This window comes from Chryseobacterium potabilaquae (genome assembly GCF_902728265.1).
GTDB classification, from domain to species: domain Bacteria; phylum Bacteroidota; class Bacteroidia; order Flavobacteriales; family Weeksellaceae; genus Chryseobacterium; species Chryseobacterium potabilaquae.
Genome location: NZ_CACVBR010000001.1, coordinates 26,670 through 49,011, shown reverse-complemented (window position 1 = coordinate 49,011; position 22,342 = coordinate 26,670). Strand labels below are relative to the sequence as shown.

Sequence of the window (22,342 nt, the reverse complement as noted above, 5' to 3'; positions counted from 1 at the left end):
AAAAATTAAGAAAAATGATTTCTAAAAAGTATCTTGAAAACTTACAAAATGAACTTCAAAATATTGAGAATGATGGACTTTATAAAAAAGAAAGAATTATTACTTCTCAACAAAGTGCGGAAATTGAAGCTAATGGGAAAAAGCTTTTAAATTTTTGTGCTAATAATTATTTAGGATTGTCAAATAATCCTGAAGTGATGAAAGCCTCTCAAGATATGATAGAATCTCATGGATACGGAATGTCTTCGGTGCGTTTTATTTGTGGAACTCAGGATATTCATAAAGAACTAGAAAAGAAGATTGCTGATTTTTTAGGCCTGGAAGATACAATCCTATATGCAGCTTGCTTTGATGCAAACGGAGGTGTCTTTGAACCTTTGTTTACGGAAGAAGATGCGATTATTTCTGATGAATTAAATCACGCTTCCATTATTGATGGTGTGCGTCTTTGTAAGTCGGCCAGATATCGTTATAAAAATAATGATATGGCAGATCTTGAAGCACAGCTCATTGCTGCTTCAGAAAAGAACCATCGCTTCAAGATTATTGTTACTGACGGTGTTTTTTCAATGGATGGAATAGTGGCAAACCTTAAAGGTGTTTGTGATTTAGCAGATAAATATGATGCATTAGTAATGGTGGATGACTCTCATGCCACTGGTTTTATAGGAAAAACAGGTCGTGGAACCCATGAAGCTAATGAGGTAATGGGAAGAGTAGATATTATTACCTCTACTTTAGGAAAAGCTTTAGGTGGTGCTTTAGGTGGATTCACTTCAGGTAAAAAAGAAATCATTGATATGTTGAGACAACGTTCAAGACCTTATTTATTTTCTAATTCTTTGGCTCCGGGAATCGTAGGAGCTGCCTTGAAGGTTATAGATATGATTTCAGAAGATACTTCACTTCGTGATAAAGTAATGGAAAATGCTGAATATTTTAGAACCCAGATGAAAACAAAAGGTTTTGATATTCCTGATGGAGATGCTGCAATTGTGCCTGTTATGCTTTATGATGCTCCTCTTTCTCAAAAAATGGCGGAAAAATTAATGGATGAAGGGATTTATGTAATCGGTTTTTTCTATCCTGTAGTGCCTAAAGGAAAAGCAAGAATTAGAGTTCAGCTTTCTGCGGGACATACGAGAGAACATGTTGATAAAGCAATTGCTGCATTTGAAAAAGTGGGTAAAGAGCTTGGAGTAATTGTTTAATGAGAAGTATATTGTATTTTCGTGACTCGCTAATTTACAATACCAAAAAATATTTTTGAAGATATTATAATAAATAAATTTTAAAATGCTATATACAATAATAAAGGCTCTACATATCATTTTTATGGTAAGCTATTTTGCGGGGATTTTTTATCTGGTAAGGATTTTCGTTTATTATAAGGATACAGATGAATTTTCAGAAGAAAAGAAAAAGATCTTAAGAGAGCAATATGTTTTCATGGCAGGAAGATTGTGGAATATTATTACGGTTCCTGCAGGAATTATTATGACAATATGCGGTCTAACGATGATATTCTTAAATACAGGTCTTATGAAAACTCCTTGGTTTCATCTGAAGCTGACTTTTCTTATAGGACTGGCTATCTATCATTATTGGTGTTGGAAGAAAGTACTTCAAATTAAAGGGTTAGATGGAAAATCTCTTGAGATTGCCAATGTGAAATTAAGACAAAGTAATGAAATTGCTACTTTTATTTTATTCCTTGTCGTTTTTACTGTCATTTTAAAATCAGCAGTGATTGAATATTGGTGGCAATTAATTAGTGGCTTTTTCGTATTAGTATTCCTGATTATGGTAACCGTAAAATTGGTTAATAAAAAAAGAAAAAATAACCTATAAATAAATGATGAATTATATAGAGGCTAGTATAATGTTTTAAATAGCTTTTCAGTAACTTATAATTTATATCATAACTAAAAATACATGTTTGCAATTTTAAAAAAAGAGCTTTGGAGCTATTTTGGGAACTGGAGTGCATGGCTAATTATTGCTGCTTTTAGTCTCATTACTACCTTATTTCTATTTTTTTTCGAAAACGATTCTAATATTTTTGAGATTGGCTTGGCTTCCCTGCAAAGCTATTTTGTATTGGTTCCATGGCTTCTTATGTTTATTGTTCCGGCACTTTCCATGAAAACTTTTGCCGAAGAGCAGCAAACAGGTACTTTACATTGGCTTTTTTCTCAACCATTACATATACATAGTTTAGTGCTGGGAAAGTTTTTTTCCGTATGGTTGGTGGGAATATTATGTTTGATCCCTTCATTAATTTATTTCTATACAGTGTATGTGTTGGGGGTTCCTGAAGGAAATATTGATTTTGGGATGACTTTTGGAAGTTATATAGGTCTCATTATTTTAATCGCTGCATTTTCAGGAATAGGGATTTTAGCGTCTTCTATTTCTCAAAATCAAATTATGGCGTATCTGGTAGGTGTCTTTATGTGTTTTATTATGTATTTTGGAGTAGAACAGTTGGCTAGTTACAAACTGTTAGGGGGAGCTGACTTTATTTTACAGAATTTAGGTTTTTATCAACATTTCCTAGGATTTACAAGAGGGCTTATAGATGCTAAGGATCTTGCTTACTTTGTTTTTATCATTGGTACTACCTTACTATTATCCAATCATTTTATCAATAAAAAAAAGTAAAATTATGAAGAAGATTTCATTTAAATCACCGTTAGGAATTTTGCTTTTTGTTATCATTCCCCTAGTTATCATCTTATTGCTATCGGGAATTAGATGGGATTTGACAAAAGAAAAAAGATATACGCTTTCCGATAATACAATCAAAATATTGGAATCAATTAAAAAACCTTTGACAGTTGAAGTGTATCTAGAAGGGGATTTTCCGGCAAGTTTTAAGCAACTTCAATCGGAAACAAGGTTTATGCTGGATAATTTCAGAAAAATCAATCCAAAAATAGATTTTAAATTTATTGATCCCATAAAATCCAAAATGTCTCAAGATACATTAATGGCAATGGGAATGCAACCTTCTGTGTTACCAGATATAAAAGATGGGAAAGTTTCACAAATTTATTTATTCCCGTATGCCGTCGTAAAATATAAAGAAAGAGGTGTTTCTATTCCATTGGTAGTTCAGCAAACAGGGATTGATGCGGATCAACAACTTATCAAGTCTATCGAAAATTTAGAATATAATCTAGTATCCAATATTAAAAATATTACTGCGGATAAGAGAAAGAAAATTGGAGTTTTGGTCAATCAAGATGAATTAAGCCCTGACGAATTCCAAGGGTTTATGCATCTAGCTTTAGAAAGTTACGATGCAGGGCCTATTATTCCTAAAAATCAGATTGAATTGACGTTGGCTGATGTTCCTGCTTTAAAACAAATGAATGCTTTAGTTATTGCTAAGCCTAGAAAAGCTTTTACTGATGGGGAGAAAGTTATTTTAGACCAGTATATTATGAATGGTGGGAAAACACTTTGGATGATTGATGCTGTGAATGCTGAAATGGATACATTAACTAGGGCGAAAAAATTAATGCCTTTTCCTATTGATATTAATATGACAGATTTCTTTTTCAATTATGGAATTAGAATTAATCCAGCATTGGTAAAAGATGTGAAAAAATTTGCATTATTAAGGCTTGTTACTGGCGAAGTAGGGGGGAATCCTCAATATACCAGTCTTCCTTGGCCTTATTTTCCGCTAGGAATTGCAGAAGATCATAATCCTATTACAAAAAATATCAATCCTGTAAAGTTTGAATTTCCTACATCAATAGATACTTTAGGAAGAAAAAATATAAAAACTAGAATTCTTTTTGAATCAAGTGAGAGAACTTTATTAAAACAAGTTCCTAATTATGTTGATCTAAAAGAAATTGCAAGTGTAGATAGTTTGGGGAAAATGGAAAAACCAAGTACTCCGAAAATTTATGCAGTTGCTTTGGAGGGAAAATTTAGTTCTGCTTATGCATCGAGAATTGAAAGGAAATCGTATCCTGGTTTTAAAGGGCAGAGTTCGGAGAATAAAATGATTGTGATTGCTGATGGGGATGTAGGAAGAAATAAAGTAATAAAGGGAGAGCCGTTACCTTTAGGTACTGATTTATTGACCAATGAACAATTTGGTAATGAGCAATTTTTAAGAAATGCATTGGATTATCTATTAGATGATAGTAATCTAATGGAACTGAGAAATAGAAATATTGAAGAACGACTTCTTGACCGGCAAAGAATTACTGAAGAAAAAAATAACTGGCAATGGTTTAATTTATTATTTCCTTTGCTCATTATAGGAGCTTTTGGAGGATGCTTCTTCTGGTTGCGGAAAAGAAAATTTGGATAAAAAAGTTTAAAAAAGAGAAATCATAGAGGTTTCTCTTTTTTATTTAGATGATATTTTTTTAAATCGGAATCAGATTAGGGATGTTAAGATATTTAAAAGCTCTGTATCTTCTCAAATTAAGCTGAAATTACTTTTATTAATGCATGTATATAATACTTTTAGTACTAATAATTAAAGGATAATTAATTATGCATTGCATATATTGGTTAATAAGAAAAACTATTTTTTAAATTTTAATAAATAACTTGTCTTTTGTATTATTGTTGTTTTTCTTTATTTTACTGCTTTATTTTGATTATTTTATTGGTTTATGATAAATATCATTGTGATTTTATTATGATATCTGTCATTATTTGATTTTATTCTAAATTGTAATTATAATACTACATTTGCATCACAAAAAATTTACATTTTATGATAAAAACAAATTACTTGGTGGGGTGTCTATCTGTAGCTTTATTACTAACATCATGTAGAACTGATGATTCTGACCATGAAAATAGAATTGAAAATTCTGCAGACGTAAAATCCGATTTAATAGTAGGAGCAAAGAGTTTTGAACAATTTGCAAAAAACAAGGGGCTTAAATTAATAGCATCTTTTCCTATGAAGAACACAGAAAGTGCAAAGGCTACGGATGGTAATTTTACTTTCAGTACCATTAAAGAAAAAGTGACTCCTGAGCACTTGACGGAATTAGGGCTTACAGAGGAGAGGATAATGGATATTGCTAGAGAAGATGCAGATCATGCTTTATATATCGACGGAGTAAATATTAATAATTATAGAACATCTAGAGGTTATGAACCCTATAATTTGGCAGAGAAATATGGATGGTGGACCTATATTGAGACAGGAAATCCTATAATCTCGTCGGTTAATAGCAGCGCTATGGATGATGTGAAAGTAATCATGAGCGGAACTGAGGTAGTGGCGGGAACGTCGGGAAATCCTAATTATGAAAAATCTATTGAATATGTTCAAGAGTCGATTCTAAGAAAGACGATAGATGTTAATGCGGGATTAAAAACCGGAACCGAATTTGGAATATATGGTCAAGGATTTAAGGCAGAAATTTCATTAGATAATAAGAATTCAAGGACAACAGAAACAAAGGATACACACAAATTAACAGAAAAAATTTCCTATAGTATTCCTGCTAATAAGAAAATAGCAATCTACATGATTCAAACTATTAAAAAGAGGGAAATAGAATATAAAGTTCCTGTATTTTTTAGTGGTGCAATAGGGATAAATTATAACACCCTTATTGATGGATCTTATTTTAAGTCATTTATGGCAGAAGCATTTTTCCGTGATTTGGATATGAAGCAGGTTGGGACTATTTCTCAAGAGCTGTTTGCTGATGTAAAGGTATTTGTTAAAGAATTAAATTTGAATGAAAAAGCTCCTGATATTAAAGAAGTGTTTGGTATAAAGAAATAATATAACAAATATATCCTATATCATTTTTAACCTTACTTGCCGAAAGTAAGGTTTTATTGAAAATTACATCTATGATAAAAACAAATTATTTCTTAACTTATTTATCTTTAGCTTTATTATTGACATCATGTAGAACAGAAGATACTAATTTTGAAGATCAAGCTCACTATCCATCAGAAGCTCAATCAAATGGGAGAGTCAACGCAAAAGCTTTTGATCAATTTACAAAAGATAAAGGACTGAAACTGATTGCTACTTTTCCTATGAAAAAGAGTGCAGAAAAAAATGACGGGGCTTTTACATTTACTCATATTAAAGAGAAAATGACCGCTGTTCAGGTAAAAGAGATGGGGCTAAATGATGAAAGAATATTAGGCTTAGTACGTCAAAATGCATTTCATAACGAGAATATCGATGGCGTAACTATTAATGATTATACAACAGCTAGAGCATATTCAGAATTTAATTTAGCTGAAAAATATGGGTGGTGGACCTATATAGAAACGGGAGCTCCTATCATTACTCCTGTTAATAGTAGTGATCCGGATGAAGTAAAGGTGATTATGAGTGGAACAGAAGTGACGGCTGGGACTTCAGGAAATCCGAATTATGAAAAATCTATTGAATATACTCAGGAATCAGTTCTTACAAAATCAATATATAGGAATGTTGGAGTGACAACAAGTACTGCATTTGGAATTTACGGTATGGGTTTTAATGCCGAAGTGGAACTCAAAAATAAAAATGGGGTAAGTTCGGAAACCAAAGATACTCATAAGTTTATTGAGAAGATTTCATATAGCATTCCGGCTAATAAGAAAATTGCCATCTACATGGTTCAAACCATTAAAAAGAATAGCATTAAATATGAAGTTCCTGTTTCCATAACAGGTAGAATTGGAATCAACTATTCTAAACCAATAGAAGGTTTGGGATATTTTAATGAATATAGTGCCGATACTATTTTTGAAAAAATGAGAAAAAAGCAGACAGGAACTATATCCGCACAATTGTATAGTGATGTGAAGGTATTTGTTAAAGAGTTAGATCTTAATGAAAAGGCACCGGATATTAAGAGTGTATTTAATTTAAAGCAATAATATTTGGTTTTAGATATAAATTTTTTAAAATCTTCATTTATTTTAATGAAGATTTTATATTTTGTATTGTTGATATTTATTATTTAACATTTATATGAATTAAATGTTAAATTTTATTAAAACGGTTATGATATCTATCATTATTTAGAAGGATTCTAATTTGTTGATTTCCAATTATATTTGCAGCACAAAAAAACATTCTTTATGATAAAAATAAAATATATCACTGGTTATATATCAGTTATCTTACTATTTGTTGCGTGTAAGACGGATAATATGGAAGATGAAAATAATATAGCTACTTCACTCAATACAAAATCTTCTGATTCCAATTTGATAGTTAATGAAAAGGATTTTGAGGAATTCATAAAAGATAATGACCTGAAATTAATTGCCACATTTCCTGGAAAAGATAATGCTGCAAGAAGTAGCTATAATTTTGGGCATGTTAAGGAAAAAATTACTTCATCGCATTTGGTAGAGCTAGGCCTCAGTGAACAGAAAATAATAACTATGGTTCGTGAAAAGATGAGAAATGGAGGTGCTATAGACGGAGTTACTATTAATGATTACAAAACTTCTAGGGCATATTCGAAATCAAATCTTGCAGATCAATACGGATGGTGGGCATATATTGAAACAGGTGATCCTATTATTACACCTATAAAAAATCTGAAAAAAAATGATGTAAAAGTACTCATGAGTGGAACTGAAGTAACAGCTGGGACATCAGGAAATCCTAACTATGAAAAATCTATCGAATACACCCAGGAATCTGTGGTTAAAAATACAATAGAAGTAAATGTGGGACTTAAGGTAGGAGCTAAGTTAGGAATATGGGGACAGGATATCAATACAGAAATTGGATTAGAAAATAAAAATGGAAGTTCTGTTGAAACAAGAGAAGCCCAAAAATTGACGGAGAAAATTTCATACAGTATTCCGGCCAATAAGAAAATAGCCATTTATATGATTCAAACAATGAAAAAGAGAGAAATACGATATGAAATTCCTCTATCCATTACGGGGAATATTGCTTTAAATTACTCTCAGCCCATTGAAGGGAGCTATTTTCTAGGGGTTCCTGCTGATATTCTTCTTCAAGGTAAGAAAAAACAGCAAGTAGGAACAATTTCACAAGAATTATATACAGATGTAAAGGTTTTTGTAAAAGAACTTCAAATGAATGAAAGAGCCCCTAGTATAAAAGAAGTATTCAATCTAAATTAGAAAATTATCAAGAATAAATAATTGTATTCCTGTTTTATAACGATCATACATCTAAATAACTGTAAAAATTCCGACTCATAATAAGTCGGAATTTTTTTTAATTATAGGGTTAAGAGCATTGAAAATCATAATTAAATGAGGTTCATATCTAAATCATTTGAAATGTCTGAATAGAATTTTTTTCAGAGATTAAACATCTTTTATAAAGTCTTCATACTCATAATAAAACCTTTCAAAACCATCCATTTTTTCGAGAAAAAATTCGAATGTTTCTTGCCATGTATTTTTGTTGAAAATAGAAACTCCATGCTTTTCAATCCATATTTTGCTAATTATTTTACCATTTTCTAACATAAAATATTCATCTTTATGAAAATCACCCACGAAATCTTTTAAAATGTCTTCTAAAGACCAAATTTTTTCATAATAAGCATTCCGGAAAATTTCATCTTTCATTTCAATATCTAGAGACACCTCTGCTTTTTTAGTGTCAGCATTAAATTTGAAAGCCATATCCTTGATTTTAGTATCATATAAAATCCATTTTCTAGGAAAAGATTTTCCAAATGCGGTCCAAAACTCTTTTTTTATCTGTTGCGCTTCTTGTTTACTAAACATAAAAACAAACTTAATAATTTTGAAATAAAATTACCCTATGGATGCTCATAGAAAACTAAGAATTCTATTTCAACTCACTTCTAATTTTGCTACATAATAAAACAATTTTCTTATTTTTGCTGTAATGCTGTCAAAGAAATCTCAATATGCTTTTAAGGCACTTTCATACCTTGTTGAAAAACGGAATGAAGGCCCTATACTTATTTCCGAAATTGCGGAACATAAAAAAATTCCTTTAAAGTTTTTAGAGAATATTTTGCTCGAACTGAAAAAGGCAGAAATTTTGGATAGTAAAAAAGGAAAAGGAGGAGGATATTTTTTTAAAGAAAATCCTGAAAATGTAAAACTAGCCAAGATTATTCGCTTGGTAAATGGACCCATAGCGCTTTTGCCTTGTGTAAGCCTAAATTTTTATGAAAAATGTGAAGATTGTAATGAAGATCATTGTAGTTTGCATGATGTATTAATTGAAGTGAGAGATGCCTCATTACATATTTTGGAGAAAAAAACTTTATTGGATTTAGTCGATTGATATAAATCCTTTTTTTTTGAATAATTAGTCTACTTATTTGGTAGGGTAATTATTTTATTAGATATTTGCATTACTTCAAATGAATACATTATGATTTCAATAGAAGATGTGAATATCATCAAGCAGCTTTCAGCAGAGGAGGGATTGAAGTTTATTTCCTCAAAATTTTCAGAAGGACTTGTCTTTTCCACATCACTTGGTCAGGAAGATCAGGTTATTTTAGATATAATTTCCAAAAATGATTTGCCGGTAAAAATTTTTACGTTAGATACGGGAAGGTTATTTTATGAACATTATGAGCTGCTTGCCAACAACAATTCAAAATATAAAACAAAGATAGAAGTTCATTTTCCTAATACCGCTGATGTAGAAAGATACGTTAATGAGAAAGGGGTGAATGCTTTCTATTATTCTGTGGAAGCCAGGAAAGAATGCTGTTTTATTCGCAAAGTTAAACCGTTGAATCAAGCATTGAAAAATGCTAATATTTGGATTACGGGGCTTCGTGCAGAACAATCTGAGAATCGTGAAAATATGTCTATTATAGAATGGGATGAAGAGAGAATGCTTTACAAATACAATCCATTAATTCAGTGGAATTATCAAGAGGTATTGCATTATTTAGAAGAAAATAAAGTACAGGAATTACCCTTACATAAAAAGGGATTCATTAGTGTGGGGTGTCAGCCCTGTACAAGAGCAGTGGAAGAAGGAGAGAACCCACGTAATGGTCGTTGGTGGTGGGAAAGTTCCCATAAAGAATGTGGCTTACATAGATAATGATAAATTCTTATTAAATAATAATGAGTACATATAAATTAAATTACCTGGAACAACTGGAAGCAGAAAGCATTTATATTATGCGTGAAGTTGCGGCTCAATTTGAAAAACCTGCTTTACTTTTCAGTGGCGGAAAGGATTCTATTACGTTGGTACATCTAGCAAAAAAAGCTTTTGCACCCATGAAAATTCCTTTTCCATTAGTCCATATTGATACGGGACATAATTTTCCTGAAGCATTACGTTTTAGAGATCATTTAGCAGAAGATATAGGAGCTGAGCTTATTATACGAAAGGTTGAAGATACCATTAAATCAAAAAAGCTGTCTGAACCAAAAGGGAAATTTGCTTCAAGAAATTGGTTGCAAACTCATACATTATTAGATACTATTGAGGAATATCAGTTTGATGCATGTATTGGTGGAGCAAGGAGAGATGAAGAAAAAGCAAGGGCAAAAGAAAGATTTTTCTCTGTTCGTGATGAGTTTGGGCAATGGGATCCCAAGCTGCAACGTCCGGAGTTATGGAATATTTATAATGGAAAAATTAATAAAGGTGAAAATGTACGGGTATTTCCTATCTCAAATTGGACAGAATTAGATGTCTGGAATTATATAAAAAAAGAAAATATTCAATTGCCTTCTATTTATTTTGCTCATGATAGACAGGTAATCGAATTTGATGGGCAGCTAATTGCCGTTTCTGATTTTATTCGTCTAGATGAAAATGATCACATTATTCATAAAAAAGTACGTTATAGAACTGTTGGAGATATGACATGTACTGCTGCTATTGAAAGCTCTGCCGCAACATTGGATGAGGTTGTCAATGAAATTACGTTATCTAGAATTTCAGAACGTGGAGAAACCCGGATTGATGATAAAGTGACAGAAGCAGCTATGGAAGACCGCAAAAAAGGAGGATATTTTTAATACAATAAAAGATGAATATAATAAGATTTATAACCGCAGGTAGTGTTGATGATGGTAAAAGTACTCTTATTGGAAGACTTTTATACGATAGCAAAAACATATTGATAGATCAGCTTGATGCATTAGAAAAACAATCCAAGAACAAAAATATAAACGGAATAGATTTAGCGATTTTAACAGATGGTTTGAGGGCAGAAAGAGAGCAAGGAATCACTATAGATGTTGCGTATCGATATTTCTCAACGCCGAAAAGAAAATTTATTATAGCAGATGCTCCAGGACATATTCAATATACGAGAAATATGATAACCGGTGCTTCTAACTCAGAACTAATTGTTATTCTAATTGATGCAAGACAAGGTGTTACTGAACAGACAAGAAGACATTCCATTATTGCAGCATTACTAAAAATGAAAAAAGTTGTAGTAGCTATTAATAAGGTAGATTTAATGGATTATTCTGAAGATGTTTTTAATAGAATAAAGTCTGAATATGAACTTGTTGCTCACAAACTTGGATTAACAGATGTGTACTATTTTCCGATTTCAGCTTTCTATGGAGACAATATCGTAGAAAAATCTGAGAAAACATCATGGTATAAAGGCCCTACCTTACTTGATTTTTTGGAAAGTGTTGAAATTGATCAGAAAGAAGATCATAAAAATTCAAGGTTTCAAGTACAATATGTAATACGCCCACAAACAGATGAGTTACATGATTATAGGGGATATGCAGGAGAAGTTATTTCTGGAAGTTATAAAAAAGGAGATAGGGTGATCATACTCCCACAAAATATTCCAACCAAAATATCAAAAATTGAAACAGGAGGAAAAGAAATTGACTATGTTTTTGCAAATCAGCCAGTAGTATTGCATACGGAAGATGATATTGATATTAGTAGAGGAGATTTTTTAGTCAAAGAAGAACAATTGCCAAAAGTTGAAAATGAGTTTGATGTCATTGTTTGTTGGCTTGATAGAAAAGAGCTAAAAGAAGGAAATAAATATTGTATTCAACACAAAAGTAAAGTGTCGAAAGTCATCATAAAAGAAATTGACTATAAAATTGATGTTAATTCTTTGGAAAAAATACCAGTTACTAATGGAATCAATCTGAATGAAGTAGCTAAAATCCGTTTAAAAGCAGCTTCTCCATTGGTTTTTGATAGTTTTGAGGATAATAAAGATACAGGAAATGCTATCTTGATTGATGAAACAAGTAATTCTACAGTAGGAGCCGTAATGATTTTATGATATGGTAATTTCAAGAAAAATTCAGATAAGACTGCATGTTTTTTTTGCTACTATTTTAGGGTGCAGTTTTCTCATCTTTTCCATGTATGAATTAGGGTATTGGGATGAGCTTCTAACGGTGTTGGCAAAAGATAATTATATTTTTTATTGGATGCTTCTTGTGGGGGTTTTAGCTGAAATTGTTGCCGGGTCAATGGGAATGGGATATGGGGTAATCTGTACCACAACACTTTTATTTTTAAATATTCCTCCCCATATTGTAAGTGCCAGTATTCATTCTGCGGAAAGTTTTACAACGGCAGCGGGAAGTATTAGTCATATCAAACTAAAAAATGTAAGTAAAGGTTTGGTTAAGAAACTAGTCATTCCTGCAGTTATTGGAGCTATTATTGGAGCTGTTTGCCTTTCCTATGTGGGAGAATATTATGCTAAAATCACCAAAGTTATCATGGCTTTTTATACTTTATATTTGGGATTCAAAATCTTAACTAATGCATGGAAGAAAAAACAAAGTAAAGCCCTTAAACGCAAAACAAACCTTACCCGTTTGGGAATTCTGGGAGGTTTCATAGATTCTTTTGCAGGAGGAGGATGGGGCCCGCTAGTAACAGGAACATTGATTAAAAATTCATTTACTCCCAGATTTGCCATAGGCAGTTCTACTGTAGCTAAATTTATTTTAACAGTTACAGCGGCAATAACTTTTATATTGACATTAGGTATTCAACATTGGAATATTATTTTAGGACTTTTAATTGGAGGGATTGTCACAGCACCTTTTTCCGCTATGTTAACAGCAAGGCTTCCTGTGAAAGGTATGTTCCTTATTATTGGAACTCTTGTCATTATCATGAGTTCTATAACTATTTATAAATCAGTTTTTCAACTAATTTTTCTGTGCACTGTGGAAAAATACAGTAAATAAAGGCGTTTTCAATTTTGAAAATATTTTACTTTTACAGTATAATTATAAAATATGAATTTACATATAGTGGCCCTTTTTAAATTTAATGAAAATTATTTGATGGATGCAGTAGAGCTCTTTAGGAATCTTGTAAAAGAAACACGAAAAGAAGAAGGGTGCTTACAATATGATCTTATTGAGGATAATGAGAATAAAGGTGTTTTTTTTCTGATCGAATTATGGGAAAGCGTAGAGCATCATAATCATCATATAGGGCAGGATCATTTATTATACTTTCGTAGAGAAGCTTCCAAAATGTTAGAAAGCTCAACTCAGGTCTATAAAGGATTTAAAATTTATTGATTCCATGGACAATTAGAATAAAACTTTATTGTTTATATTTCGAGTTCAATGAAAATGTAAAAGGCTGTCAAAATATTTTTTGACAGCCTTTTTATTAGAAAAAATAGAAAGTATTAAAATTTTGAATTATTTTATTGTATTTTTTGGTTTTCTCATTCTCACCAAAATCTTTTCACAAAATTATAAATTAATTTTTAATTATTCTAAATAAAACAATGATATTTATCTTATTATCATTTATTTGATTTTTAGACTTTGATAATCAATTTTTTGTATAAAATAAAAAACAGATCTATGAATTCATAAATCTGTTTAAGAAATGTAAGATAATCTATTATATTATTTTTTAATAAATGTTGATTTCATTATGGAGCCTTCTGCTGATTCTATAGTAAAGTAATAAATACCAGTTTGAAGATTGCTGATATCAAAGGCTTTATCCATTACTTTTCCCTCTTTTACTTTTTGAGCATTGCTAGAGTAGATTTGGATATTTTTTAGCTCTTTTTTCGTGGTAAACTGTAGGGTTGTGTTTTCAGGATTTACAGTAAATTGGATATTCTCTTTAGATTTTGTTTGATCGCCAACTCCTAGATTAGAAGCTGCGGAAAATACTACATTATCAATTTGAAATGCTGAATGTACTGTTGAAGGCTTAATCTTGAATGCAATAAATTTAGCCGTGGTTGCTGGAATTGTATAAGAAAATGCCGAAGATGTTGATTGTAAAGCTACTGGGGAGCTAATAGAAACAAAAGATGATGTGTCACTCGGGCTAGCGATAGTACCCACTTCTATGGTTCCTGCTGCACCCTGAAATGATCCTGTAGAAATTTGGGCATCAAACTTTAATGTCTGTGTACCATCAATGGCTATAAGCTCAGGAGTGATGATATAAGTAGGATTAATAACATCCGTTCCACTATATACTTGGGGGAAATTATTAACAGAAAAAAGTGCATACGGATAGGGCTTACTTGAGGTCCATCCTTGTTGAGGAAAAGTTTGACCAGAAAAAGTAGAAAAATTCTCATTAATTGTAGCTACCTGAGATTGAGCAGTGATCGAAAACAACAAAGCTGCAGATAGTAGTTTTAGTTTCATAGCGTTATTTTTATTTAGAATTATTTAACAAAAATAATAATTAATTTTTAATTATTCTAAATAAAAGTATATATTTGTCAAAATTTTTTGTACCTATGAAGAAGAAAGTGCTTTCTATTCTTTCATTATCCACCACTCTGTGGATGTATGCACAGGAAAATGATACTCTCAGTCAGAAAAGAATTGAAGAGGTTGTCATCACAGGACAATATACCCAGCAATCTATTAATAAGTCGATATACAAAGTTGAAGTTATTGATGCTGAGCAGATTAAAAATATGGCAGCTACCAATGTTGCCGATGTTTTAAATCAAAGTCTGAATATACAAATTACTCCCAACACAAACTCCGGAAACTCTACCGCAAATATCATGGGATTAGGTGGAAGTTACGTGAAGATCTTAATTGATAATATTCCTGTAGTAGGGGATACGGGATTAGGAAGTAATATTGATCTTACTAAAATAAGTTTGAGTAATATTGAAAGAATTGAAGTGGTGAAGGGAAGCATGGGAGTTCAATATGGAAATGGTGCTCTAGCAGGAGTTATTAATATTATTACTAAAAAAAGCAGTAGTAAAAAACTCGACATAAGAGCTTCTATTCAGGAAGAAACAGTAAGAAATGGATATGATTTGAAAAAGAAAGGAAAAGGAAGGCATATTCAAAATTTGAATGTTGGGTACAATTTTGATGACCATTGGTTTACTAATATTAGCTTTAATCATAACCAGTTTATGGGTTATGAAGGAGGGCAGCAAGGATATAAGTATTTTGGACAAAATAATAAAAGAGGTTATGAATGGAATCCAAAAGATCAGTATGAAGCTACAGGATTGGTAGGATATTCAAAAAATAAAACTTCTGCTTTCTACAAAGTTTCTTATTTAAATGAAAAATTTAATTTTTATAATCCTTTAGTAGACAGAGTGCCTCTTAATGATGGACAAGGTGGAGTTACTTATAGAAGTACAGATAGACAGTATAATACAGAACGTTGGATTCACCAGTTAAATATTCAGACTAACTTAGGACAAGTACGGTATATTGGAGATTTTTCATATCAAAATCAGGATAGAAAATATTTTGATTATGCCTATGATATTCCTAACAGAAGCGTGAATTCCAATTATGACCAAAGGTCATATTATAAAACAGACTTGATCTATTCAAGAGGTATGTTTAGTAATTTTTTAAATAATAAAAAATTTGATTTCCAATTGGGGTATGAATTAGATCATACTAATGGATATGCTGCTTTGATTGCTGGTGATTTTAATAGTGAAAATATCAAAAGAAAGATTTTCACCTATGGTAATTTCATTTCAGCAGAATGGAATATCTCGGATAAAATATCGGTAAGACCAGGGGCTAGATTATCACTAAGTGATAAGTTTGAAAACCAATTTAATTATTCAGTTTCTGCAAGATGGAAAACCTCTGAAAATTCTAATCTAAGAGGTATTTTCGGAACAGCTAATCGATATCCTACTTATGATGAACTCTTTACTTATTTTGTGAATGTCAACCATGATATACAAGGAAATCCGAACTTGGATCCTGAAAAAGGATATTCTATAGGCGCTTTTTGGGATCAAGGATTTATGCTAGGTAACGGATGGAAATTAAATTATAATCTCGAAGCATTATACTTGGATTTAGATAATAGGATCGAAATGGTGATGGTTAAAAGACCGTCAACATACCAATATATGAATATAGATCAATACAAAAGTCTTTTGTTTTCGGCTAATGCCAATATAGTGAAGAATCAATTTATATTAGGAATTAGGACTGCATTAAATGGAATTTCAGTAGGAAAACAGGATTTGGATATTGCTACTCCAACAGATTTTCAATATAATTTTCAGGCTGGGGCCAATGTAGCATACAAGCTAAAAAATAGCAATACAGCTTTCAATCTCTACTATAAATATACAGGACCGGCGAGAATGTATGTAATTGAAACAGGAAATTTCCGACTAGGAAAAGCAGATGGTTTCCATATGATGGACTTCATTGTGAGTCAACCATTTTGGGCTAATCGTTTTGAAGTTTCTGTGGGAGTTAAAAATATTTTTGATGTGACTTCAATAAACACTACAGCTAATGTAGGGACTGCCCATACAGCGGGATCAGATCGCCTAAACTTATATTATGGTAGAAGCTATTTTGCAAGATTAATGTACCAATTCTAAATACAATCATTATGAAGTATGTAAAAATATTATCATTTATTTTCATGACTGCTACAATACAATCGTGTTTTTCAGCAGATGAAGATCCAGTATCAGTACCACCCATGACTGGCTCTGAGGTGGAAGCTAAAGTAGGAGGACCTACAGAACCTAATCAGGTTTGGATTGATCTTAGTGATTTTGAAAAACCTACAATTAATAAAAGAACAGATTGGGATTTAGGCTTTTATGCTGGAGAAGATTACAGAGTAATTATTAATAGTTCTATTGCAATGGCAGTCGCTAAAATTCCAAATGCAACGAATATTAATGAGGTAAAAGAAGCAGATGTTGCTAGTCTTCAAAGTATGGTGCAAGTGGGAACATTTAATATTGCAAATTTACAATATATTGATAGTCCTAAAGGGAACTTTTTATCTCAAACTTCAGGTATTGAGGCTATAAAAGAAAATGATTCAGAAAATCCTATTTATTTGGTGAATTTAGGAAGAGAAATGTCCGATCCCAATATGAATGTAGCACCTGGGAGTACTTCTTTAGGGGTAGAAGCAAGGGGGTGGAAGAAAATTCAAATTTTACGGGCTACAAATGGATATAAAATTAGATATGCCGACTTAAATGCTACAACTTATCAAGAATATACTATTCTAAAAGATTCAGAATATAATTTTAATTTTTTTAATCTTAAAACAGGACTTCCTGTGATGATTCAACCAAAAAAGAAAAATTGGGATCTTGCATTTACTGCTTTTACCAGTGAAGTGTTTATGGGACCTGGAAATAGTGCTGGAAGTTATTTCTTTGCTGATTTTATTATAACAAATACAACAAGTGGAGTGGGAGCTTACCAGGTAGATGCTGGAGCCAATTTGGATCAGGCATATGCGTCTTTTAAGCTCAATAATGTGGATGAAAGTAAATTTGTTTTTGATGATCAACGAGCTATAGGTGATAAGTGGAGAACGACTACGGGAACAGCAACTACACCAGGAGCATTTGTGTATCCCGATCGATTTTTTATATTGAAAGATGCTGAAGGGTTTTATTTTAAGCTGAGATTTAATAAAATGAAAGATGCTCAGGGAAATAGAGGTCATGCTAGTTTTGAATTTGAACCTTTGTAAAACAATAATCTATAATAGATATCATGAAAAAATTCATTCTTACAGCTTGTGTACTTATAGCAGTATATTCTTGTAAAAAAGAACAGGATGCTAAACAAGAAAATACAACAGAATCAACTTCTGAAACACAGAAAAGTAGTAATAAAATAGTTACACTTAATGGAGGCATCACAGAGATTGTGAGTGCATTAGGACATGAAAAGGACATTGTAGGAACAGATGTAACCAGTACTTACCCTGAAACGTTAAAAACAACAGCGAAAGATTTGGGACACGTAAGATCAATGACCATTGAGCCTATTATGGCAGTAAGTCCTACTTTGATTTTAGCTTCAGAAAAGGATATCAACCCAGAATTAATGGGAAAAATTAAATCCTCGGGAATCCAAGCGGATATTTTTAAACAAGAATATTCTGTTGAGGGGACTAAAAAATTAGTCGCTGATGTAGCAAAAGCGATTGGGAATACAGATTATCAAAAGTTAAACGATAAAATTGATGCTGATTTAAAACAAGTTCAGCCTCTTTCTAAGAAGCCAAAAGTATTATTTATATATGCTAGAGGAAATATGTTGATGGTTGCGGGTAAAAATACTCCAATGGATGTATTGATAGGTCTGGCCGGAGGTGAAAATGCAGTTAAAGATTTTGAAGATTTTAAACCATTAACTCCTGAAGCTGTAGTAAAAGCTAATCCTGATATATTATTCTTTTTTACAAGTGGATTACAAGGTGCGGGAGGAAATGAAGGAGCATTTAAGATGCCTGGTGTTGCTCAAACAAATGCAGGCAAAAATAAAAAGATTATTACCATGGATGGAGGCTTAGTTTCAAGTTTCGGACCAAGATTAGGAGAGGCTACTGTGGAATTAAATAAACTTTTAATTGAAAACACAAAGTAAGCTATACTTTTATTTGATAATAAGTACCATACTGCTCATTATATTAGCAGTATGGTCACTTAATACGGGGGTTTATGATTTTGGTGGTCAATCCGCATTTGTAGTTTTTCAAAAAACAATCAATAAGGATCCTAACTTATCCTTAAGTGATACCTATGTAATTTGGGATGTGCGTGCAGCTAGAATTGTGATGGCTATTTTGATTGGAAGTATGTTGGCGGTTTCCGGAACAAGCTTACAAGGATTATTTAAAAATCCTTTGGCAACAGGAGATTTAATCGGATTGACATCCGGAGCCACCTTATTGGCAGCCATTGCAATTGTTTTAGGAGGATACTTTAAAGAATATCTCCCTGAAGCAGTGCAGTTTTCATTGGTAGGTATTTCCGCATTTATTGGTTCCTTTTTGTCTATGATGTTGGTATATAGGATTTCTACAAATGGAGGGAAAACCAACGTAGTCATGATGCTATTGACAGGTGTGGCAATTACCGCTATAGGATTTTCAATCACGGGTTTTTTAATTTATATTTCAAAAGATGATCAGCTAAGAGATTTAACGTTTTGGAATTTAGGGAGTTTAGCAGCCGCAACGTGGACTAAAAATAGTATTTTAGGAATAGTTTTAGTAATTTCGTATATCATCTTACTTCCTCAAGGAAAAGCACTGAATGCGATGATGTTGGGTGAAAAAGATGCACAGCATTTAGGGATTAATGTGGAAAGGTTAAAGAAAAAAATTATTATTATTACGGCATTGATGGTAGGAAGTTGTGTCGCGTTTTCTGGAACAATTGGTTTTGTAGGTCTTATAGTACCTTATATTTTAAGACTTTTATTTAAATCAAATTATACTTTTATACTACCTTTATCGGCTGTTTGTGGAAGTATTTTATTATTAACTGCCGATACCTTTAGTAGAAGTATAGTAGAACCTTCCGAATTACCAATAGGTATTTTAACAGCATTGATGGGAGGTCCGATATTTATTGCCATATTAATTAAATTTAAAAAATCACTCTAATGATAAAGGCACATCAAATCAATTATAAGCATAAAGAGTTTCATATTCTTAATGGAATCGATGTGGCCTTGGAGTATGGGGAGTTTTTAGCTATTGTAGGACCAAATGGAGCCGGGAAATCTAGTCTTTTAAGTGTGTTGGCGAATGAAATCAAATCAAAACAGCACATTATATTTAAAAATAAAAATATAAAAGACTGGGAAGTAAAAGAGCTGTCCAAGCATAAAGCAAAATTTTCACAACATAATAGTAATGATATTCCTCTTGAAGTAAAAGATGTGGTCATGATGGGACGTTATCCCTATTTTGATACTCAACCAAAACAGGAAGACCATGATGCAATGAATAGTATGATGGATGAAACAGATGTTTTTCACTTGAAAGATCGAGAATACAATACCTTATCAGGCGGAGAAAAGCAGCGTGTGCATCTTTCGAGAGTAATGGCACAATTACAAAATGAAATTGCTCATAAACTTGTCTTTTTAGACGAACCTCTTAACAATTTAGATATTAAACACCAATATAAAGCTTTAGAAATTATTAAAAACTTTACAAAAAAGGCGAATAGTGCAATTGTTGTTTTACACGACTTAAATCTGGCAGCCCAATTTGCAGATAAAGTTTTATTAATGAAATCAGGAAAAGTTTCCGCATATGGGAAACCTGATGAGGTTTTTACCGCTGAAAATATTAGCAAGGCATATAACTTTCCGTGTACGATATGCCAACACCCGATACACAATAACCCAATGATCATATTCGGATAATATGGAAACAACAACAGAAGAATTAAAATTATTAGCTCAAAATTTAGCCAATCCGCAAGGAGAAAAAGGTAAAGAAATAGGTGAGATTATGAATGCGACTAATATCGGAATGACATTAGAAAGCATTCAAGCCTTATTGATAGAAGATGAAGAACATATTCTAGAGATAGGACATGGCAACGCAGGACATGTGGAAAATATTTTGAATAAAGGCCAAGGTATAAAATATACAGGAATTGATATTTCCACCACCATGCACAATGAAGCCAAAAGATTAAACCAAGAATTTGAAAATAAAGCTGATTTTGTTTTATATGAAGGGGAAAAATTTCCATTTGAGAATCAAAAATTCAACAAAATATTTACGGTAAATACAGTGTATTTTTGGAAAGAACCCGTGGCTTTTTTAAATGAGATATATAGAGTTTTAAAAGATAATGGAACTTTTGTTTTAACCTTTGGACAAAGAAACTTCATGGAAACACTTCCATTCACAAAATATAATTTTATATTATATAATACGGATGAAATGGAAGAAATGGTTTCCAAAAGTCATTTTAAAAGAATGAAAGTTTCCGAAAAAGAAGAAGAAATAAAAAGCAAAACAGGAGAAGAAATGATAAAAAGAAGGTATTCAATTTTAACCATAAAAAAATAAAATAATTAGAGTAATGAGTACATTAGTTAACAATTTAAAGGAAAAATGGGAAGCTCTAAAAGTGGAGAACCCACACATGAGAATAAGAAATGCAGCAACACAACTTGGGGTCAGTGAAGCGGAATTATTACTAACTAGCGTAGGGGAAGGGGTTATAATTTTAAAACCTGAATTTCAAAATATTTTAACAGAGGTTGAATCATTGGGAAAAGTAATGGCACTTACTCGTAATGACGAATGTGTACATGAAAGAAAAGGAACATACCTAAATGGAGATTTCAGTAGTCCACATGCGCAACTTTTTGTGGGTGAAGATATTGACTTAAGAATTTTTCTTAACTCTTGGAAATTTGCTTTTGCCGTAGTAGAAGGTGATAAGAAAAGTTTTCAGTTCTTTGGAAAAGATGGATTAGCGCTTCATAAAATTTATTTAACGAAAGAGAGTAACGAATCCGCTTTTGAAACTATTGTTGAAAAATATAAAGCAGAAAATCAGGATCAAGTTTTTGAATTTGAATCAATTGCACCAAAAGCACCAGAAAAAGATGATGCTGAAATTGATGTAGAAGGATTCAAAAAAGCTTGGACGGAATTAAAAGATACTCACGATTTCTTTATGATGACAAGAAAATTTGGAGTGAGTAGAACTCAGGCTTTAAGATTAGCTCCGGAAGGATTTGCTAAAAAAATTGATAATGCTAAAGTTGTAAATGTTATTGAAGATGCTTCTGAAAAACAAATTCCTATTATGGTTTTTGTGGGAAATAGAGGGATTATCCAAATTCATACAGGAAACGTAAAGAAAACACTTTGGCATCAACAATGGTTTAATATTATGGATCCGGATTTCAATCTACATTTAGATGTAACTAAAATTGAAGAAGCTTGGATTGTTAAAAAACCAACTGAAGATGGAGAAGTAACTGCGATTGAGATATTTAATAAGGAAGGAGATTTTATCGTTCAGTTCTTCGGAAAAAGAAAGCCTGGAATTCCTGAGCTACAAGAATGGAAAGATCTTGTTGCAGATTTGGAAAAATAATATAGTTAGATGATTGTAAAAGGGCT

The 22,342-nt window shown here is 31.9% G+C and carries 22 protein-coding genes; 20 read left to right on the top strand and 2 right to left on the bottom strand.

The genetic code is table 11. The annotated features are described in order from the left end of the window. Positions 1 to 14: 14 nt before the first annotated feature. The 7 genes from kbl to CHRY9293_RS00210 all read left to right on the top strand — a co-directional run bounded on the left by kbl (position 15) and on the right by CHRY9293_RS00210 (position 8,112). Positions 15 to 1,211 (top strand): glycine C-acetyltransferase, encoded by a 1,197-nt coding sequence (gene kbl, locus CHRY9293_RS00240; RefSeq protein ID WP_162031070.1) that lies wholly within the window; start codon positions 15 to 17, stop codon positions 1,209 to 1,211. An 85-nt stretch (positions 1,212 to 1,296) separates the two neighbouring features. Continuing rightward, positions 1,297 to 1,851 carry a CopD family protein gene (locus CHRY9293_RS00235; RefSeq protein ID WP_162031069.1) on the top strand — a complete coding sequence of 185 codons (555 nt, stop codon included), beginning with the start codon at positions 1,297 to 1,299 and terminating at the stop codon, positions 1,849 to 1,851. An 84-nt stretch (positions 1,852 to 1,935) separates the two neighbouring features. Beyond that, positions 1,936 to 2,664: an ABC transporter permease gene (locus CHRY9293_RS00230; RefSeq protein ID WP_162031068.1), complete on the top strand. Its 729-nt coding sequence runs from the start codon at positions 1,936 to 1,938 to the stop codon at positions 2,662 to 2,664. 4 nt (positions 2,665 to 2,668) lie between these two features. Continuing rightward, positions 2,669 to 4,336, top strand: coding sequence for a gliding motility-associated ABC transporter substrate-binding protein GldG (gldG, locus tag CHRY9293_RS00225; RefSeq protein WP_162031067.1), 1,668 nt, complete (start codon positions 2,669 to 2,671; stop codon positions 4,334 to 4,336). A gap of 414 nt (positions 4,337 to 4,750) precedes the next feature. Then, a complete protein-coding gene (locus CHRY9293_RS00220; protein WP_162031066.1) occupies positions 4,751 to 5,782 on the top strand; it encodes a hypothetical protein in 1,032 nt (343 codons plus the stop codon). A 71-nt stretch (positions 5,783 to 5,853) separates the two neighbouring features. Next, positions 5,854 to 6,882, top strand: a complete 1,029-nt coding sequence (locus CHRY9293_RS00215) for a hypothetical protein (protein ID WP_162031065.1) — start codon at positions 5,854 to 5,856, stop codon at positions 6,880 to 6,882. A 204-nt stretch (positions 6,883 to 7,086) separates the two neighbouring features. Further along, positions 7,087 to 8,112, top strand: a complete 1,026-nt coding sequence (locus tag CHRY9293_RS00210) for a hypothetical protein (RefSeq protein WP_162031064.1) — start codon at positions 7,087 to 7,089, stop codon at positions 8,110 to 8,112. Positions 8,113 to 8,301: 189 nt separating this feature from the next. Here the strand turns inward: CHRY9293_RS00210 and CHRY9293_RS00205 are convergent, their stop codons facing one another. Beyond that, positions 8,302 to 8,730 (bottom strand): DUF4268 domain-containing protein, encoded by a 429-nt coding sequence (locus tag CHRY9293_RS00205; protein WP_162031063.1) that lies wholly within the window; start codon positions 8,728 to 8,730, stop codon positions 8,302 to 8,304. A gap of 124 nt (positions 8,731 to 8,854) precedes the next feature. On the opposite strand from CHRY9293_RS00205, the gene CHRY9293_RS00200 reads away from it, so the two are divergent. From CHRY9293_RS00200 to CHRY9293_RS00175, 6 genes are all read left to right on the top strand, one after another. Then, the gene (locus tag CHRY9293_RS00200; RefSeq protein WP_122547706.1) at positions 8,855 to 9,262 is read left to right on the top strand and encodes an RrF2 family transcriptional regulator; all 408 of its coding nucleotides are present in this window, start codon (positions 8,855 to 8,857) and stop codon (positions 9,260 to 9,262) included. Positions 9,263 to 9,352: 90 nt separating this feature from the next. Next, the gene (locus CHRY9293_RS00195; protein WP_162031062.1) at positions 9,353 to 10,042 is read left to right on the top strand and encodes a phosphoadenylyl-sulfate reductase; all 690 of its coding nucleotides are present in this window, start codon (positions 9,353 to 9,355) and stop codon (positions 10,040 to 10,042) included. A gap of 23 nt (positions 10,043 to 10,065) precedes the next feature. Further along, complete coding sequence (gene cysD / locus CHRY9293_RS00190; protein WP_162031061.1) at positions 10,066 to 10,974, top strand: sulfate adenylyltransferase subunit CysD; 909 nt, start codon at positions 10,066 to 10,068, stop codon at positions 10,972 to 10,974. Between the two features lie 11 nt (positions 10,975 to 10,985). Beyond that, the gene (locus CHRY9293_RS00185; RefSeq protein ID WP_162031060.1) at positions 10,986 to 12,227 is read left to right on the top strand and encodes a sulfate adenylyltransferase subunit 1; all 1,242 of its coding nucleotides are present in this window, start codon (positions 10,986 to 10,988) and stop codon (positions 12,225 to 12,227) included. Between the two features lies 1 nt (position 12,228). Then, the gene (locus CHRY9293_RS00180) at positions 12,229 to 13,152 is read left to right on the top strand and encodes a sulfite exporter TauE/SafE family protein (protein ID WP_162031059.1); all 924 of its coding nucleotides are present in this window, start codon (positions 12,229 to 12,231) and stop codon (positions 13,150 to 13,152) included. 51 nt (positions 13,153 to 13,203) lie between these two features. Continuing rightward, positions 13,204 to 13,494 carry a putative quinol monooxygenase gene (locus CHRY9293_RS00175; protein WP_162031058.1) on the top strand — a complete coding sequence of 97 codons (291 nt, stop codon included), beginning with the start codon at positions 13,204 to 13,206 and terminating at the stop codon, positions 13,492 to 13,494. Between the two features lie 339 nt (positions 13,495 to 13,833). Here CHRY9293_RS00175 and CHRY9293_RS00170 read toward each other — a convergent pair whose 3' ends face one another. Then, complete coding sequence (locus tag CHRY9293_RS00170; protein ID WP_162031057.1) at positions 13,834 to 14,598, bottom strand: T9SS type A sorting domain-containing protein; 765 nt, start codon at positions 14,596 to 14,598, stop codon at positions 13,834 to 13,836. Positions 14,599 to 14,693: 95 nt separating this feature from the next. Between CHRY9293_RS00170 and CHRY9293_RS00165 the strand changes: the two genes are divergently transcribed. The 7 genes from CHRY9293_RS00165 to CHRY9293_RS00135 are packed head-to-tail and all read left to right on the top strand — an operon-like array spanning position 14,694 to position 22,316. Then, on the top strand, positions 14,694 to 16,796 hold the full coding sequence (locus CHRY9293_RS00165; protein WP_162031056.1) for a TonB-dependent receptor plug domain-containing protein: 2,103 nt from the start codon (positions 14,694 to 14,696) through the stop codon (positions 16,794 to 16,796). A gap of 11 nt (positions 16,797 to 16,807) precedes the next feature. Beyond that, complete coding sequence (locus CHRY9293_RS00160; protein ID WP_162031055.1) at positions 16,808 to 17,920, top strand: HmuY family protein; 1,113 nt, start codon at positions 16,808 to 16,810, stop codon at positions 17,918 to 17,920. Positions 17,921 to 17,943: 23 nt separating this feature from the next. Further along, positions 17,944 to 18,822, top strand: coding sequence for a heme/hemin ABC transporter substrate-binding protein (locus CHRY9293_RS00155; protein ID WP_162031054.1), 879 nt, complete (start codon positions 17,944 to 17,946; stop codon positions 18,820 to 18,822). Continuing rightward, a complete protein-coding gene (locus tag CHRY9293_RS00150) occupies positions 18,806 to 19,846 on the top strand; it encodes a FecCD family ABC transporter permease (protein WP_162031053.1) in 1,041 nt (346 codons plus the stop codon). Before CHRY9293_RS00155 ends, CHRY9293_RS00150 begins: the two co-directional genes overlap by 17 nt. Continuing rightward, the gene (locus CHRY9293_RS00145) at positions 19,846 to 20,616 is read left to right on the top strand and encodes a heme ABC transporter ATP-binding protein (RefSeq protein ID WP_162031052.1); all 771 of its coding nucleotides are present in this window, start codon (positions 19,846 to 19,848) and stop codon (positions 20,614 to 20,616) included. Before CHRY9293_RS00150 ends, CHRY9293_RS00145 begins: the two co-directional genes overlap by 1 nt. A 1-nt stretch (position 20,617) precedes the next feature. Next, positions 20,618 to 21,274 (top strand): class I SAM-dependent methyltransferase, encoded by a 657-nt coding sequence (locus tag CHRY9293_RS00140; RefSeq protein ID WP_162031051.1) that lies wholly within the window; start codon positions 20,618 to 20,620, stop codon positions 21,272 to 21,274. Between the two features lie 13 nt (positions 21,275 to 21,287). Next, on the top strand, positions 21,288 to 22,316 hold the full coding sequence (locus CHRY9293_RS00135; RefSeq protein ID WP_162031050.1) for a hemin-degrading factor: 1,029 nt from the start codon (positions 21,288 to 21,290) through the stop codon (positions 22,314 to 22,316). Positions 22,317 to 22,342 lie beyond the last annotated feature (26 nt).

What these genes read in the sequence shown, in the direction of transcription:
- CHRY9293_RS00140 (WP_162031051.1), top strand. Translation starts at nt 20,618, where the DNA reads ATGGAAACAACAACAGAAGAATTAAAATTATTAGCTCAAAATTTAGCC.
- CHRY9293_RS00205 (WP_162031063.1), bottom strand. Translation starts at nt 8,730, where the DNA reads ATGTTTAGTAAACAAGAAGCGCAACAGATAAAAAAAGAGTTTTGGACC.
- CHRY9293_RS00175 (WP_162031058.1), top strand. Translation starts at nt 13,204, where the DNA reads ATGAATTTACATATAGTGGCCCTTTTTAAATTTAATGAAAATTATTTG.
- CHRY9293_RS00200 (WP_122547706.1), top strand. Translation starts at nt 8,855, where the DNA reads ATGCTGTCAAAGAAATCTCAATATGCTTTTAAGGCACTTTCATACCTT.
- CHRY9293_RS00210 (WP_162031064.1), top strand. Translation starts at nt 7,087, where the DNA reads ATGATAAAAATAAAATATATCACTGGTTATATATCAGTTATCTTACTA.
- CHRY9293_RS00155 (WP_162031054.1), top strand. Translation starts at nt 17,944, where the DNA reads ATGAAAAAATTCATTCTTACAGCTTGTGTACTTATAGCAGTATATTCT.
- cysD (WP_162031061.1), top strand. Translation starts at nt 10,066, where the DNA reads ATGAGTACATATAAATTAAATTACCTGGAACAACTGGAAGCAGAAAGC.
- CHRY9293_RS00220 (WP_162031066.1), top strand. Translation starts at nt 4,751, where the DNA reads ATGATAAAAACAAATTACTTGGTGGGGTGTCTATCTGTAGCTTTATTA.
- CHRY9293_RS00215 (WP_162031065.1), top strand. Translation starts at nt 5,854, where the DNA reads ATGATAAAAACAAATTATTTCTTAACTTATTTATCTTTAGCTTTATTA.
- CHRY9293_RS00235 (WP_162031069.1), top strand. Translation starts at nt 1,297, where the DNA reads ATGCTATATACAATAATAAAGGCTCTACATATCATTTTTATGGTAAGC.
- CHRY9293_RS00135 (WP_162031050.1), top strand. Translation starts at nt 21,288, where the DNA reads ATGAGTACATTAGTTAACAATTTAAAGGAAAAATGGGAAGCTCTAAAA.
- CHRY9293_RS00185 (WP_162031060.1), top strand. Translation starts at nt 10,986, where the DNA reads ATGAATATAATAAGATTTATAACCGCAGGTAGTGTTGATGATGGTAAA.
- gldG (WP_162031067.1), top strand. Translation starts at nt 2,669, where the DNA reads ATGAAGAAGATTTCATTTAAATCACCGTTAGGAATTTTGCTTTTTGTT.
- CHRY9293_RS00230 (WP_162031068.1), top strand. Translation starts at nt 1,936, where the DNA reads ATGTTTGCAATTTTAAAAAAAGAGCTTTGGAGCTATTTTGGGAACTGG.
- CHRY9293_RS00195 (WP_162031062.1), top strand. Translation starts at nt 9,353, where the DNA reads ATGATTTCAATAGAAGATGTGAATATCATCAAGCAGCTTTCAGCAGAG.
- CHRY9293_RS00165 (WP_162031056.1), top strand. Translation starts at nt 14,694, where the DNA reads ATGAAGAAGAAAGTGCTTTCTATTCTTTCATTATCCACCACTCTGTGG.
- CHRY9293_RS00180 (WP_162031059.1), top strand. Translation starts at nt 12,229, where the DNA reads ATGGTAATTTCAAGAAAAATTCAGATAAGACTGCATGTTTTTTTTGCT.
- CHRY9293_RS00170 (WP_162031057.1), bottom strand. Translation starts at nt 14,598, where the DNA reads ATGAAACTAAAACTACTATCTGCAGCTTTGTTGTTTTCGATCACTGCT.
- CHRY9293_RS00160 (WP_162031055.1), top strand. Translation starts at nt 16,808, where the DNA reads ATGAAGTATGTAAAAATATTATCATTTATTTTCATGACTGCTACAATA.
- kbl (WP_162031070.1), top strand. Translation starts at nt 15, where the DNA reads ATGATTTCTAAAAAGTATCTTGAAAACTTACAAAATGAACTTCAAAAT.
- CHRY9293_RS00145 (WP_162031052.1), top strand. Translation starts at nt 19,846, where the DNA reads ATGATAAAGGCACATCAAATCAATTATAAGCATAAAGAGTTTCATATT.